Source organism: Streptomyces typhae (genome assembly GCF_009755605.1).
GTDB classification, from domain to species: domain Bacteria; phylum Actinomycetota; class Actinomycetes; order Streptomycetales; family Streptomycetaceae; genus Streptomyces; species Streptomyces typhae.
Map to the genome: position 1 here is coordinate 39,043 of NZ_WPNZ01000026.1, position 14,276 is coordinate 53,318.

Sequence of the window (14,276 nt, forward strand, 5' to 3'; positions counted from 1 at the left end):
CTCGGGGGCGGAACCCTCAGAATGCCTCATGACCTGCCAGAACGTCCGGCGGCTGCCGCGGAGGGAACGTGTGGGGGTCCGCCGGAACACCGGCGGACCCCCACACGTTCGTACCAGAGAGCCTGGTCCTGCTGGTCCTGCTGGCCCCGCCGGTCCTGCTCGGGGTCCGGAGCCCCCGTGCTACTTCGGGTCGGGAGCCGTGTCGGCGATGTCCGCCGCCGCGGTGGGCTCGGTCGCGGCGGCCACCCGGATGCCCGTCTTCGCGCGCCGCCCGCGCCGCTCCAGCCAGGTGGCGAGCGCGGAGAGCAGCATGCAGAGCGAGATGTAGATGGCACCGAAGACGGTGACCGTCTGGACGAACGGATAGACGCCGTTCACCGGAGTGTTGTTGGCGATGAGCCGGGCGGACTGCAGCAGTTCCGGGTAGAGGATCATGAAGCCGAGGGAGGTGTCCTTCAGCGTCACCACGAGCTGACTGATGATCGACGGCAGCATCGAGCGGATGGCCTGCGGGAACAGCACGGTCGCCATGACCTGGGTCTTGCGCAGGCCGAGCGCGTACGCGGCCTCCTTCTGGCCCTTGGGCACCGCGTTGATGCCCGCGCGCAGCACCTCCGCCTGCACGCACCCGTTGTAGATCGTCAGGCCGAGCACCAGCGCCCAGAAGGGCGTCATGTCACCGACGAGGCCGACCCAGAGGGCGAAGATGGTGATGAGCAGCGGGATCGAGCGGAAGAGATCGATGAAGGCGACGGCGAACCACCGCACCGGACGGTGCTCGGACAGCCGGGCCACGCACAGGATGACCGCGAAGACCAGCGACAGGACACCGGCGAGGGCGAAGACCTTCAGGGTGGCGAGCAGCGAGTCGAAGATGTTCTGCCGGATGCCGGAGTAGTTGAAGATGTCCCACAGGTCCGGGTCGAACTCGCCCTTGTCGTTCAGTCGCAGGATGATCCACACGATGCCGCCGACGACGGCCAGGCCGCCGATGACGGTGTAGATGATGTTGCGGACGCGGGCTTTGGGGCCCGGGGCGTCGAAGAGGACGTTGGCGCTCATCGGGCGACCTCCAGACGGTGCTCCAGGACCCGGAAGAGGCCGTTGATGGCGTACGTGATGATCAGATAGGCGACCGTGATCCAGACGAAGATCATCACGATGTCGTAGCCGTCGTTGCTCAGGGTCTTCGAGACGTTGAACAGTTCGGTGTTGTCGAAGGCGCCCGCGATGGCCGTGTTCTTCGTCAGGGCGATGAAGATGCTGGACAGCGGCGGCACCACGTTGCGGGTGGCCTGGGGCAGCACGACCAGGCGCATGCTCTGCGTGAACGTGAGACCGATCGAGCGGGCCGCCTCGGCCTGGCCGAGCGGCACCGTGTTGATGCCCGAGCGCACCGCCTCGGCCACGAAGGCGGACGTGTAGAACCCGCACGCGGCGACGGCGAGGGCGAAGGAGTCGAGGTCCGGGTAGAGGACCTTCGGGACGACGAAGAACGCCACCAGGAACAGCAGCGTCAGCGGCGTGTTCCGCAGCAGGGTGACCCAGGCGGTCCCGAATATGCGCAGGGGCAGCACCGGCGAGACGCGGCACCCTGCGACGATGACGCCGGCCACGATGGCCACCAGCGCACTGACGACGGTCAACTTGACAGTGCCGTAAAACCCTTCGCGGAAGAGCGACAGGTTGTCGAGCAATACGTCCATGGATTCTCCGCGAGGTGTTCGCGACGGGTCGCAGGGGGTTCACGCCAGGTCCGGGCCGTCGGCGTCGGCGTCGACGGGTCCGGCAGGTCTTCGCGACGGGTCCGACAGCGATTCCGGCATCGGTTCTTACAGGGAACGTCCCGCTCCTGGCCGCGTGGCGGCGGGGGAGCGGGACGTCCTGGACTACTTCGGGTCGGTGAAGGCCGGCGGCTCCTGGTACTCGGAGCCCGAGATACCGATCGTGGCGTCGAAGGCCTTCTTGTAGTCGCCGTTCTCCTGGTGCGCCTTGATGGCGTCCGCGACGGCCTTCTGGAGGGCGGCGTCGCCCTTCTTCAGGCCGACGCCGTACGGCTCGTCCGAGAAGGTGTCGCCGACGACCTTGAGCTTGCCCTTGTTCTGCGCGGCGTAGCCCATCAGGATCGCGTCGTCCGTGGTGACCGCGTCGACCTGGTTGTTCAGCATCTGGGCGACGCACTCCGAGTACTTGGAGAGCTCGGTCACCTTGGCGCCGTACTTCGGCTTCTTGATGTTCTGCAGCGGCGTGGAGCCGACGATCGAACAGACCTTCTTGCCGCGTACGGTCTCCGGGCCCTTGATGTCCTTCTCGTCCTTGCGGACGAGCAGCGAGGCACCGGCGTGGTAGTAGGGGCCCGCGAAGTCGATCTGCTTCTTGCGCTCGTCGTTGATCGTGTACGTGCCGATCATCAGGTCGACGTCGCCCTTGGAGACCGCGGTCTCACGGGCTCCGGAGTCGACCGTCTTCCACTCGATCTGCTTCGCCGAGAAGCCCAGGTCCGCCGCGATCATCTTGGCGATCTCGATGTCGAAGCCGGAGTACTCCTTGGTCGACTGGTCCTGGAAGCCGAGGTAGGGCTGGTCCGCCTTGGCACCGATCACGATCTTGCCGCGCTTCTGGGCCGCCTTGAGGACCGAGGAGTCGACCGTGACGCCCTTCTTGACCGTGTAGCTCAGTTCCTTGCCGCTGGACTTGGCGGGGCCCTCCGGCTTGTCACCGGCGGAGCCCTCCTTGCCGCCGCAGGCGGTGGCGGTGAGCGAGAGGGCAGCGACGGCCGCTGCGACGGCGGCGGACTTACGGAGCTTCATGAGTGAACATCCTTTGTCTTGACTGGCGTTGAGACGGCGTGAAGCCTCGGTGTTTGCCTCAGTGTGTGTCTCAAGTGTTTGTCTCAGTGTTTAAGGATCTTCGACAGGAAGTCCTTGGCCCGGTCGCTGCGCGGGTTGCTGAAGAACTGGTCCGGTACGGCTTCCTCGACGATCCGGCCGTCGGCCATGAAGACGACGCGGTTGGCCGCCGACCGGGCGAAGCCCATCTCGTGCGTGACGACCACCATCGTCATGCCGTCGCGGGCCAGCTGCTGCATGACCTCGAGGACCTCATTGATCATCTCGGGGTCGAGCGCCGAGGTGGGCTCGTCGAAGAGCATCACCTTGGGGCCCATCGCCAACGCGCGGGCGATCGCGACGCGTTGCTGCTGACCACCGGAGAGCTGCGCCGGGTACTTGTCGGCCTGCGAGCCGACGCCCACCCGGTCGAGCAGGCCGCGCGCCTTCTCCTCCGCCTCCGCCTTGGGCGTCTTGCGCACTTTGACCTGGCCCAGCATCACGTTCTCGAGCACGGTCTTGTGCGCGAAGAGGTTGAAGGACTGGAAGACCATGCCCACGTCCGCGCGGAGCCGCGCGAGCTCCTTGCCCTCCTGGGGCAGCGGCTTGCCGTCGATCGAGATCGCACCCGAGTCGACGGTCTCCAGGCGGTTGATGGTGCGGCACAGCGTCGACTTGCCCGACCCGGAGGGGCCGATCACCACGACGACCTCGCCGCGGGCGATGGTCAGGTCGATGTCCTGGAGGACGTGCAGGGCGCCGAAGTGCTTGTTGACACCCTTCAGCACGACAAGGTCGTCCGCCGCGGGCTTGGCGTCCTTGGTCACCGATACTTCGGTCACGGCTTGTTGCTCCATCCTCCTCGGGTTGGGAGGACAGTAGTAACCCGGTGCGACCAGCGTCATTACATCTGAGGGGAAATTGAGCATAACGATCCGGCCGCAACCGGACACTCCGCGTGAAGGGGGCGCCCCGGCTGCGTACCGGGTACATAACGGAACGTGTCCGTGACCCGAGAGGTCTTGACGCGGTCCTTATCCATCGGCGTGGATGCCTTGGTGCGTTCACGCGCGCGTGCCGGGTGCCCGCGAACGGTCCCACAGCACGGCGTGAGGGACGACGGAACGACCGATGAACCACTGACGTCCGAGGGGCCGCGGACGATAGACGAACCACTGATGTCCGAGGGGCCGCGGACAGCCGACGAACCACTGATGTCCGATGGGCCGCGGACGACCGATGAACCACTGGGGGGCCTATGGGCTGGAGGGGGACCGCATGAGACTGCTGCTCGTCGAGGACGACGACCACGTGGCCGCCGCGCTGTCCGCGGTCCTGGCCCGGCACGGCTTCGCCGTCACCCACGCGCGCAGCGGCGAGGAGGCGCTCCAGGCCCTGCTGCCCTGCGAAGCGGCACCCTTCGGAGTGGTGCTCCTCGACCTCGGCCTGCCCGACCAGGACGGCTACGAGGTGTGCGGAAAGATCCGCAAGCGCACCAGCACCCCCGTCATCATGGTCACCGCCCGCGCCGACGTACGCTCCCGCATCCACGGCCTGAACCTCGGTGCCGACGACTACGTGGTGAAGCCGTACGACACCGGGGAGCTCATCGCCCGCATCCACGCGGTGATCCGCCGCCCCGCCGCCGACACCCCGCAGGTGCCCGCCGAGACCGAGCTGCGCCTCGGCGCCGTCCGTATCGAACTGCCCACCCGCCAGGTCAGCGTGGACGGAGCCGCCGTCCAGCTGACCCGCAAGGAGTTCGACCTGCTCGCGCTCCTCGCCCAGCGCCCCGGAGTCGTCTTCCGCCGGGAGCAGATCATCAGCGAGGTTTGGCGCACGAGTTGGGAGGGCACCGGCCGCACACTGGAGGTGCACGTGGCGTCCCTGCGCGCCAAACTGCACATGCCCGCCCTGATCGAGACCGTGCGCGGAGTCGGCTACCGGCTCGTCGCCCCGGCGTCGTAGCGGGCACAGGTGCGCGCCCGCCTCCTGCCGCTCCTCATCGTCCTGATGGCCGGCGTCCTGCTGGCCCTCGGGTTCCCGCTCGCCGTCAGCGTGGCGTCGGCGCAGCAGCAGAAGGTGGTCGTCGACCGCATCGACGACACCGCGCGCTTCGCCGCCCTCGCCCAGTTCGTCACCCAGCGCCCCACGGGCTCCCGCGTGCAGGACAAGGACGAACGGCGCGCGACCCTCCAGAAGGAACTGGACTACTACCACGAGGTGTACGGCATCAAGGCGGGCGTCTTCTTCCGCGACCGCTTCCCCATGGCGCACGCCCCCGGCGACTGGTTCCTGCCCACCGGCAGCGACGGGGTGAGCGGCGCCTTCGAGGAGGCCCTGCGCTCCCGCGGCAGCCACGACCCTCCCCAGGTGTGGCCCTGGGAGGAGGGCGGGCGCATCGTCGTCGCCTCACCGGTGATCCGCGACGGCGACGTGGTGGCCGTCGTCGTCACCGACTCGCCCACCGGGCGCATGCGTGCGAAGACCCTGCACGGCTGGCTGCTGATCGTCGCAGGGGAGTCGGCAGCGATGCTCCTCGCGGTCGGCGCCGCGCTGCGCCTCACCGGCTGGGTCCTGCGTCCGGTACGGGTCCTCGACGCCACCACCCACGACATCGCCACCGGACGCCTCAACTCGCGGGTCGCGGCCGCCGGCGGGCCCCCGGAACTCAGACGCCTGGCCCGGTCGTTCAACGAGATGGCCGACAACGTCGAAGACGTCCTCGAGCAGCAGCGCGCCTTCGTCGCCGACGCCTCGCACCAACTGCGCAATCCGCTGTCCGCCCTGCTGCTCCGCATCGAGCTCCTCGCCCTCGAACTGCCCGAGGGGAACGAGGAGATCGCCTCGGTGCGCACCGAAGGCAAGCGCCTCGCGCAGGTCCTCGACGACCTGCTCGACCTGGCGCTCGCGGAACACGCGGCGGCGGATCTGCGGCTCACCGACATCGGTGAGCTGGCGGCCGAGCGGGTCGCCGCGTGGCGCCCGCTCGCCGACGAGCGCGGCGTCCGGCTCACCGGGCAGTGCCCGGCGACGACCGGCTGGGCCGACCCGGTCGCCCTGTCCAGCGCCCTGGACGCGGTGATCGACAACGCCCTGAAGTTCACACCGGAAGGAGAGGAGGTGCAGGTACGGGTCGCTTCCGCCGACTCGACGACGACCGTCGTCGTCACCGACGGCGGCCCCGGCCTCACGGACGACGAACTCGACCGGGTGGGCGACCGCTTCTGGCGCAGCAACCGGCACCAGAACGTCAAGGGCTCCGGCCTCGGCCTGTCGATCTCCCGCGCGCTGCTCGCCGCCGGTGGCGGCAGCATGGCGTACGAGCGTCATGAGCCGCACGGCCTGAAGGTGACCGTGCGCATACCCCGCCAAGCGCCTCAGGGCGCGGTCAGGGCTTGACCGACCGGTAGTAGCGGCGCGCGCCCTCGTGCAGCGTGAGCGGATCCGTGTACAGCGCGGTGCGCAGGTCCACCAGCTGCGCCGCGTGCACGCGCGCGCCGATGTGGTCCCGGCTGTCGATCACCGTACGGGTCAGGCCCGCGGTCAGTTCGGGGTCGGCCCGGTCCGTGGTCACCAGGAGGTTCGCCACGGCCAGCGTCGGCACGGACCCGGTCTGCCGTGCCTGCGGGTAGGCGTCGGCCGGCATGACGGCGGCGCGGTAGTAGCGGGACGCTCCGCCCTGCTTGTGCAGCGCGTCGACCAGGTCGCCGAGCGGTACCAAACGGATGTCCACGCTCTGGGACAGCTCGCGCACCGACGTCGTGGGCAGCCCGCCGGACCAGAAGAACGCGTCGATCTCGTTGTGCCGCAGCATGTCGGGGGCGGTGTCTATGCCCGCGGGCAGGGCCGTGAGGTCCTTGTCCAGGTTCAGCCCCGCGGCCTTGAGCACCCGGCCCGCGATCAGCCGCACGCCCGAGCGCAGCTGCCCCACGGCGACGCGCTTGCCCCGCAGGTCCTTCGCCTCCTCGATCGAGGACGAGTCCCGGACGACGAGCTGTACGTAGTCGTCGTACAGGCGCGCGCAGCCCTGCAACCGGTCCGCGCCCGCTCCGTTGTCGAGGCGGTAGGCCTCCACGGCGTCGGCCGCCGCGATGGTGAAGTCGGCCCTGCCGGTGGCCACCCGTTCCACGTTCTGCGGCGACCCCTCACTGTTGAGGAGCTTGATGTCGACGTCCGGCATGTCCTTGGCCGCCGCGTTGCGCAGCAGTTTCCCGTACCGCTCGTAGACGGCGCCCTTGACGCCCGTACTGAACGTCATCCGGCCCTGCGGCGAACTCTCGCCGACCGGGAGCAGCCACCACAGGAGCAGCCCGCACACCACGAAACCGGCCGCCGAGACCTGGAGGGCCCGGCGCCGGCTGAGATGGGGCAGGGCCGCGAGCATGGGCGCGATCCTGCCACTTCGTACGCGGTGCTGACCAGGGCCGGTCCCGGTCCGGAGCGGCCGGGTCGGGACCGGGAGGGGGTGCCGGGTGTCTGGCGGTGGCCAGCGCCTCAGCCCTGCCGGGCGTGGTCGGCCAGGACCTCGCGGATGACGTGGCGGGCGTTGGCGGCGATGACCGGGTTCGTCACGGCGTAGTACGGGAGCTGGATCAGCGCCATGGACAGCGCCCAGCCGCGCCCGCGCTCCCATGTCGCGTCGTCGGCGCCCGTACCGGCGCGGAACTCCGCGCGCACGCCGGCGGGCAGGAGGTTCCAGGCGGCGATCAGGTCGCAGGCGGGGTCGCCCACGCCCGCGGTGCCGAAGTCGATCACCGCGTCGAGGCGTCCGGCGCGGACCAGGAGGTTGCCCGGCATGAGGTCGGAGTGGACCCAGACGGGCGGTCCTTCCCAGGCGGGGGCGCGCAGGGCCGCGTCCCAGACGGCGGTCGCCGCGGCCAGGTCGAGGCCGACGGCGAGTTCCCGCAGCTCCGCCAGGGCGTTCCGGGTCTCGGTGTCGACCGCCGCCAGCGGGCCCCCGCGATAGGCGGGCGGCCCGTCCGAGGGGTCGGCGCGGCGCAACGCCGCGAGGAACGCGGCGAGATCCGCGGCCAGGGGGCCCGGCGCGGTCAGCTCACCGGCGACCGGGTTCGCGCCGTCGAGCCAGCGGTGCACGGACCATGCCCAGGGGTAGCCCTCACCGGGCTCACCACGGCCGAGCACGGCCGGGACGGCCACCGGGAGCTGCGGGGCGAGCCACGGCAGCCAGCGGCTCTCCATGGCTACGTCGTCGGCGCCCCCGGGAGTACGCGGAAGGCGCACCGCCATGGTGTCCCCGAGCCGGAACACCGCGTTCACGGTGCCGGACGAGGGAAACCGCTCGACCGGCAGGCCGGCCCACCGCGGAAACTGCGCGGCGATCAGTCTCCGCACCAGGGGCGTGTCCACGTCCGGTTCGTCGGCGTGCAACTTGTGGTGCGGCGGGGCGTCCGGGAGGGCGTCCGGTGGGGCGGAGTCGTTCGAGGGCGGCAAGGGGGACTGCATGCGCGCATTGTTGATCGTCGCGGGGACGCGGCGAAAGCGAATTCGTTGTGGCTCAGTCCTTGCGGGCCACCGCGCCGAACATGGCCACCTCGTCCGGTTCGCCCTGCTGGTCCTGCTCGGCCGGGTCCGGGCGCCACCGAGAGCAGGACACCACGCCGGGCTCCAGGAGGGTGAGGCCGTCGAAGAAGCGGGCGACCTGCGCGGGGGTGCGCTGTGTGAGCTTGGGAGTTCCGTGCTCGTTCCAGAAGGCCACGGCCGCGTCGACGTCGGGCATCGCCGGGCTGGTGATCGTGTGCGAGAGCACCAGGTGGCTTCCCGGGGGCAGCGCGTCCATCACACGGCGTACGAGTGCGAGCGCCTCCTCGTCGTCCTCGATGAAGATCACCACCCCGAGGAGCATCAGCGCCACCGGGCGGCTGAAGTCCAGCGTCTTCGCCGCGTGCTCGAGGACGGAGTCGACATCGCGCATGTCGGCGTCCAGGTAGTCCGTGCGTCCTTCGGGGGCGCTGGTCAGCAGGGCGCGGGCGTGGGTCAGTACCAGCGGATCGTTGTCCACGTAGACGATGCGTGACTCCGGGGCGATCCGCTGGGCCACCTCGTGGGTGTTGTCGGCTGTCGGCAGGCCCGTGCCGATGTCGAGGAACTGACGTACGCCGCAGTCGGCCACCAGGTGCCGTACCGCGCGCCCCAGGAACAGCCTGTCCGCGCGCGCGTAGTCGCCGATTCCCGGGTGCAGTTCGCGGATGCTGTCGCCCGCCTCGCGGTCGACCGCGTAGTTGTCCTTGCCGCCGAGCCAGTAGTTCCAGATGCGGGCCGTGTGCGGCTGCGCGGTGTTGATCCGGTCCCGCACGGCTGCCGCCGCGTCCTGCGGGGAGCCGAATTCGCCCTGCGGGGAAGCCGATTCGCCCTGCGGGGAACCTGACTCGCCCTGCGGGGATGGACTCGCGGTCACGTGATCGCCTCCTGGCGTGACGTCATGAGGGTGGGGCGTCAACAGGCAATCTACTGCCGGAACTTGTCCCTCCCGCACCAACTTCCGCAAGGGGGGCTTGAGAAGCGCGCTTGAGGGGTACGCGCGGATGCCCCTTGCAGCGGATGCGCCGCACTTTTTCAGCGGGCGCGCCGCACTATTTCAGCGGATGCGCCGCACTTCTTCAGCGGCCGCGCCGCGCTGCTCAATCGGACACGCCGTGCCCTTTCAGCGGATGCGCCGTGCCTTGTGGGTCTGGACGCTCATCCGCACCTCCGCCTCCAGCTCCCGCGGGGCGGCGGCCGCACGGGCCTCCGCCACCGCCTGAAGGGACAGTTGCCGCAGCGCGGCACGGGGCGAGCCGTCCGGGGCCAGGACGAGAGTGATGCGGACCCGTAGACGCCGGGGACGGCCGACGAGGCGCACCTGGGCCCTCGCCACGCCGTCGACGGCCTGTACGCGCTCGGCGATGGCGGCAGCCAGCGCCGGGCCCGCGAGGGTCACGCCGGGCCGCCCCAGTTGCAGGACGCGCAGGCGTCCGGAGCGCAGCTCCAGAGCGGCCCAGAGCAGCAACAGCAGCAGGACGAGGGACAGACCCGCGATGACCGCGGGCGTCCACCAGCCGTGGTCGCGCCAGCCGTCGACCGTGCGCTCGCCCAGCCACACACGGTCGGTGTTCAGGAGCGGCCAGCCGGACGGCAGGCGGTCGCGGACGGGGTCCGCCGTGGTGGCCAGCGCCGCGCCCGCGCCCAGGAGCGCCGCCGCGGTGCAGAACAGCGTCGCGCGATTCACGCCTCGACGAAGTGCGCTCATGAGGGGGTGTTCCTCCCGGGGGGCTCATGTGGATCTCTGGGGTCCGGCGGGTCCTGCGCCGCTGTCGGATCCGGCGCTCCCGCCGGACCCTGAGCCTCTCTCGGGCCCGGCACGTCCTTCGGACCCGGCGTCTTCCTCGGGACCTGCTGCGCTTCGGGGAGCTGCTGCGCATCCGGGACCTGCTGCTCTTCCCGGACCTGCTCTTCTGGAACCCGCTGCTCGTCTGGAACCTGATGCTCTTCCGGAACCTGATGCTCTTCCGGAACCTGATGCTCTTCTGGAACTCGCTGCTCTTCCGGAGCCCCGGACTTCCGCCGCGCCGTCTCGGGCGCGCGCCAAAGCGGCTCCGTACGCAGCCGCAGGCGCAGCCGGGGCGGTCTGGCGAGGCCCATCTCCGCCAGTGCCTCCTGGGCCGCCCTGAGGGCCTCCTGGCGGGCGGTGAGGGGATCCCCGAACTCCACCCCGCCGCGTACGCGGGCCTGGCGGCGGCCGAGCCGCACCCGGACCCGCGTGACGCCGGGCACCTCCGCGACGGCGTCGCGCAACAGGGCCGCGGCCGCCCCGCGCTCCAGGACGGCCCGCACCCCGGGCAGCGGCGGCGTGAGCGGCAGGCGGCGCCGCAGCCCCGGGGTGATCGCGAGGAACAGCAGCCACACACCGAGCGCGAACACGGCCGCCGCGGCGGCGAGATTCACCACCGTTCCCGCCTCCGGCCCGTGCGTGGCCAGCCACTCCATGAGCCGGACCCGCCACCGCGCGGGCGGCTGCCCCGCCGCGTGCACCGCCACCACGTCGTACAGCACGACTCCGGAGGCGGCGGCCGCGGCGAGAACCAACACGGCAACGGGAACCCGGCGTTCGGACCACGGCCGTCGACCACCGTGGGCAACCGGCGCCTCCGTGGACAGCCCTTCGACGGACGGCTGCTCCGTGGAGGACACCTTGGTGGATGTCGCCTCTGTGGGCGACGGCCGTGCGACAGCGGCAGACGGCTGTGCGACAGCGGCAGAGGACAGTTCCCGCACATGGATCCGCACCGGGTCCACGGAAAGGCCCGTCAACTGGGCCGTGCGGTCCGCCACATGGGACCGCACCCGTGCGCCGGTGTCGTCCAGCACACCCTGATAGGGCACGGACACCGTGACCCCCACCCGCGCCCGGCGGCCACGCACGGCCGCCGAGCCCCGGCCGACCTGGACATCACCCGGCCCCATGGCCCCCGTGGCGGCCCGTTCCGCGATGCGGCGCACCGCCCGGTCGGCGACGGTGGTCGCGCCGCGCTCGGCGGCGGGTGCGACCCCACGCCCGGCGGCGGGCGCCGGACCGTGCTCCGCCGCGGGACCGCTCATCGCCGCTCCCGGCCGCGCACACGGTCGCGGTCACGGCCCGACAGGAAGTCGCGGACATCGACGCCGTCATCCACCAGGCGCCCGAGGACGAAACCGACCGCGCCGAGCGCGGCGACCAGCAGAAACGCACCGAATCCGCCGAACCAGCCGGCGAATCCCAGCGCCATGCCCACCAACAGGCCCACCAGGGCTTTGTTCACCACTCACCTCACACCGCAGAGAAGGACAATCAGGCTGGGCGCCCCAGGAGGCAACTGCGGGGGCGCCCAGCGGGGGCAGCCGGCGCTCGCGGACCTGCACCGCTCGGGCCGTATCCACCCGCGCGCGGCTCGTCTCCGCGCGGCTTCTGCGCCACTTCTGCTCCAAGCAGGCTGTGCTCCACGCAGGCGGTACTCCACGCAGGTTCTGCTGCACGCGGGTTCTGCTCCACGCAGGTTCTACTCCACGCGGGTCTCGGCGGTGGAGTCCCGGTCGTCTTCGGGCAGGTGCACGTCGTTGATGGCTACGTTGACCTCGACGACCTCCAGGCCGGTGATGCGCTCCACGGCCGCGATGACGTTCTCTCGGACGTCGTGGGCGACGTCCGTGATGGGCACGCCGTACTCGACGACGATGTCCAGGTCGATCGCCGTCTGCCGCTCGCCGACCTCCACCTTCACGCCGCGCCCCACGTTCGGACGGCCGCCGGGAACGCGGTCGCGCACCGCGCCGATGGTCCGGGAGAGACCGCCGCCCATGTCGTGCACTCCGGGGATCTCCCGCGCCGCCATACCGGCGATCTTGACGACGACCACGTCCGCGATGGAGGTCTTGCCGCGCGTGGCCGCCGGCTCCCCGGCGCCGGTGCGGCCCGAGAGGGTGGTGGCTCCCTCAGCGGTCCGCGCACCGCCGGCGATGTCCTTCTCGGTGCCGGACGTCGTCGGCTTCGAGGTGAGCTCCTGTGTCGCCATATCGGCATCTCCTAGTCGTGTGCGTTCTGTTGATGCCCGGTACGAGGTACGGACGTACGCGCGTTCCGTATGCCCCCGACGGGCGCCGCGCGTCGGAGCGGACGCCGCACTCTCGCCGAGCCCTTCACTCCCACTGACACGGATGCCCCGGATCCGTTACGCGCCTCCCGGAAATTTCTTCCGCGGACGGGTAGCGTGCCCGCGCCGCATAACGCGGGCGGCTCGTTGTGTGTCGTACGAGCACGACCGAAGCGAGAGGAGCCGCGTGTGCCCGGGGACCGGGGCAGAGAGCCGGAGGACGCGGATGCGCCGTTGCCGCACGAGGACGCGCTGCTGGCGGTGCGTGCCGCCGAGGGTGACGAAGAGGCCTTCGAGGCGCTCGTACACCGTCATGCACCTGCCCTACTGCGTCTCGGCACGCGGCTGCTCGGCAGTCCTACAGAAGCCGAGGACGCCGTACAGGAGTCGTTCGTGAGCGCCTGGCGCAAGCTTCCGGAGTTCCGCGGGGACGCCCGGTTCGGCACCTGGATGCACCGGATCGTCACCAACCGCTGCCTCAACGTGCTGCGCTCGCGGCAGCCGGTGACGGCCCTGGACAGCGTTCCGGAACCGCAGGCGCCCGAGCACCAGGTGTCGCCGCCGCGCGCGGCGGAGGCCCACGCGGCCGTCGCCGACCTGTCGCGGGCGATAGAAGGGCTCTCTCCGGAGCAGCGGGTGTGCTGGGTCCTGCGGGAGCTGGACGGGGTGCCCTACGAGTCCATTGCCGAGACGGTCGGCATCAGCCAGGAGGCGGTCCGCGGCCGTGTCTTCAGGGCCCGGCGCTATCTGACGGAGGCGATGGCCGGATGGCGATGAACGAGAGCGGGGCACCGGACGGCACATCGTTCGACGGCCCCTCCGAAGAGGAGCTCCTGCCGTGCGGCCGTCGGCTCGCACAGGTCTGGGAGCTGGCGGAGACGGGCGGGCAGGACCCGCACACGGCCGAGTGCCCGCACTGCGGCGAGGCGCTCCGGGCCCTGCGGGCCCTGGAGGGTGTCGTCGCGCGGGCACGCGACGACGAGCCGCGGGTACCGCCGTGGGACACCGCCGCGCTCGCCGACCGCGTCATGGACGTGGTGCGCCTGGAGCTGCGGCCGGGGCGGACGCTGCCGCTGGGCGAGGCCGACGAGGACGCGTGGATCGTGGAGGCCGCGGCCGCGCGGACGTTCCGGGCCGCCGTCGACACCCTGCCGGGGGTCCGTGCGGGAAGCTGCCGCATCGAGGCCGACGCCCAGGAGGCGCCCTCGTCCGCGCCCCCTCCGGGACGGCTGCCGCGGGGCCCTGCCAGGGTCCGCGTCGAAGTGCAGGTGGGCCTCTCCTGGAACCTGCAGCTCGTCGCGGACGAGGTGCGCGCCCGGGTCGTCGGGGCAGCGGACCACGAGCTCGGCATGCGTATTGCGGCGGTCGACGTCGTGGTCACCGACCTGCTCGACGAGGACGAGGACGCGGACGAGGACGCGGACGCGACGGAAGGGCGGCAGCCATGACGGACCAGCAGGTTCCCCGCACCCTGGAGGACACCGTCGGCGCCGCCGTCCTCGCGACCCGGGGCGTGGCCTTCCTCCGGCCCGGCCTCGCCGGACTCCTGCGCTCCTCCGTGGGTCTCGGAGCGGCCCGGGGCACGACCGGGGCCTCCGGGGTGCGCGTGCGGCGGCACAAGGGCTCCAGGGGCCTCGACGTCGAGGTGTACGTGGTGCTCAACCGCGGACACCGCGCCCTGGACGTGACCCGCGCGGTGCGCTCGGCCGTTCTCGACGCCGTCCTGAAGGAGGCGGGTGAGGGCGGCTCCGCACAGGTCAAGGTGACGGTGACCGGAGTCGTGTGAGCCGCGGTGCGGACGAGGGCGCGGCCGACGGGGTGA

16 protein-coding genes are annotated in these 14,276 nt (G+C 71.1%); 5 read left to right on the top strand and 11 right to left on the bottom strand.

Annotated elements, in window-relative coordinates:
- Positions 1 to 180 precede the first annotated feature (180 nt).
- The 4 genes from GPA10_RS34310 to GPA10_RS34325 all read right to left on the bottom strand — a co-directional run bounded on the left by GPA10_RS34310 (position 181) and on the right by GPA10_RS34325 (position 3,670).
- Positions 181 to 1,062, bottom strand: coding sequence for an amino acid ABC transporter permease (locus GPA10_RS34310; RefSeq protein ID WP_058852643.1), 882 nt, complete (start codon positions 1,060 to 1,062; stop codon positions 181 to 183).
- Positions 1,059 to 1,706 carry an amino acid ABC transporter permease gene (locus GPA10_RS34315; RefSeq protein ID WP_058852642.1) on the bottom strand — a complete coding sequence of 216 codons (648 nt, stop codon included), beginning with the start codon at positions 1,704 to 1,706 and terminating at the stop codon, positions 1,059 to 1,061. The genes GPA10_RS34310 and GPA10_RS34315 overlap by 4 nt, the downstream gene beginning before the upstream one ends.
- A gap of 183 nt (positions 1,707 to 1,889) precedes the next feature.
- A complete protein-coding gene (locus tag GPA10_RS34320) occupies positions 1,890 to 2,810 on the bottom strand; it encodes a glutamate ABC transporter substrate-binding protein (protein WP_157168869.1) in 921 nt (306 codons plus the stop codon).
- 83 nt (positions 2,811 to 2,893) lie between these two features.
- Positions 2,894 to 3,670 (bottom strand): amino acid ABC transporter ATP-binding protein, encoded by a 777-nt coding sequence (locus GPA10_RS34325; RefSeq protein WP_058852640.1) that lies wholly within the window; start codon positions 3,668 to 3,670, stop codon positions 2,894 to 2,896.
- A gap of 436 nt (positions 3,671 to 4,106) precedes the next feature.
- Between GPA10_RS34325 and GPA10_RS34330 the strand changes: the two genes are divergently transcribed.
- Positions 4,107 to 4,796, top strand: a complete 690-nt coding sequence (locus GPA10_RS34330; RefSeq protein ID WP_058852639.1) for a response regulator transcription factor — start codon at positions 4,107 to 4,109, stop codon at positions 4,794 to 4,796.
- 9 nt (positions 4,797 to 4,805) lie between these two features.
- Complete coding sequence (locus GPA10_RS34335; RefSeq protein ID WP_058852638.1) at positions 4,806 to 6,230, top strand: sensor histidine kinase; 1,425 nt, start codon at positions 4,806 to 4,808, stop codon at positions 6,228 to 6,230.
- On the opposite strand, the gene GPA10_RS34340 is transcribed toward GPA10_RS34335, so the two are convergent.
- From GPA10_RS34340 to GPA10_RS34370, 7 genes are all read right to left on the bottom strand, one after another.
- Positions 6,220 to 7,215: a TAXI family TRAP transporter solute-binding subunit gene (locus GPA10_RS34340; RefSeq protein WP_157168871.1), complete on the bottom strand. Its 996-nt coding sequence runs from the start codon at positions 7,213 to 7,215 to the stop codon at positions 6,220 to 6,222. The two genes, GPA10_RS34335 and GPA10_RS34340, sit on opposite strands and share 11 nt — an antisense overlap.
- Positions 7,216 to 7,325: 110 nt before the next feature.
- Entirely contained in the window at positions 7,326 to 8,219 is an 894-nt protein-coding gene (locus tag GPA10_RS34345; protein WP_246260311.1) for an aminoglycoside phosphotransferase family protein, read from the bottom strand.
- A gap of 127 nt (positions 8,220 to 8,346) precedes the next feature.
- Complete coding sequence (locus tag GPA10_RS34350; RefSeq protein WP_343041651.1) at positions 8,347 to 9,144, bottom strand: SAM-dependent methyltransferase; 798 nt, start codon at positions 9,142 to 9,144, stop codon at positions 8,347 to 8,349.
- A 348-nt stretch (positions 9,145 to 9,492) separates the two neighbouring features.
- Positions 9,493 to 10,077 carry a hypothetical protein gene (locus tag GPA10_RS34355; RefSeq protein WP_157168873.1) on the bottom strand — a complete coding sequence of 195 codons (585 nt, stop codon included), beginning with the start codon at positions 10,075 to 10,077 and terminating at the stop codon, positions 9,493 to 9,495.
- Complete coding sequence (locus GPA10_RS34360; RefSeq protein ID WP_157168874.1) at positions 10,074 to 11,426, bottom strand: DUF6286 domain-containing Asp23/Gls24 family envelope stress response protein; 1,353 nt, start codon at positions 11,424 to 11,426, stop codon at positions 10,074 to 10,076. The genes GPA10_RS34355 and GPA10_RS34360 overlap by 4 nt, the downstream gene beginning before the upstream one ends.
- A complete protein-coding gene (locus tag GPA10_RS34365) occupies positions 11,423 to 11,626 on the bottom strand; it encodes a hypothetical protein (RefSeq protein WP_157168875.1) in 204 nt (67 codons plus the stop codon). Before GPA10_RS34365 ends, GPA10_RS34360 begins: the two co-directional genes overlap by 4 nt.
- A 237-nt stretch (positions 11,627 to 11,863) precedes the next feature.
- Complete coding sequence (locus tag GPA10_RS34370; protein ID WP_058852632.1) at positions 11,864 to 12,376, bottom strand: Asp23/Gls24 family envelope stress response protein; 513 nt, start codon at positions 12,374 to 12,376, stop codon at positions 11,864 to 11,866.
- A 267-nt stretch (positions 12,377 to 12,643) separates the two neighbouring features.
- Here GPA10_RS34370 and GPA10_RS34375 point away from each other — a divergent pair, with 267 nt between their 5' ends.
- Genes GPA10_RS34375 through GPA10_RS34385 form a run of 3 tightly spaced genes read left to right on the top strand, consistent with a single transcriptional unit; the run spans position 12,644 to position 14,240 of the window.
- Complete coding sequence (locus tag GPA10_RS34375) at positions 12,644 to 13,231, top strand: RNA polymerase sigma factor (RefSeq protein ID WP_425505865.1); 588 nt, start codon at positions 12,644 to 12,646, stop codon at positions 13,229 to 13,231.
- The gene (locus GPA10_RS34380; protein ID WP_246260298.1) at positions 13,222 to 13,902 is read left to right on the top strand and encodes a hypothetical protein; all 681 of its coding nucleotides are present in this window, start codon (positions 13,222 to 13,224) and stop codon (positions 13,900 to 13,902) included. Before GPA10_RS34375 ends, GPA10_RS34380 begins: the two co-directional genes overlap by 10 nt.
- Entirely contained in the window at positions 13,899 to 14,240 is a 342-nt protein-coding gene (locus GPA10_RS34385) for an Asp23/Gls24 family envelope stress response protein (RefSeq protein WP_157168876.1), read from the top strand. Before GPA10_RS34380 ends, GPA10_RS34385 begins: the two co-directional genes overlap by 4 nt.
- The last annotated feature ends 36 nt before the right edge of the window (positions 14,241 to 14,276 follow it).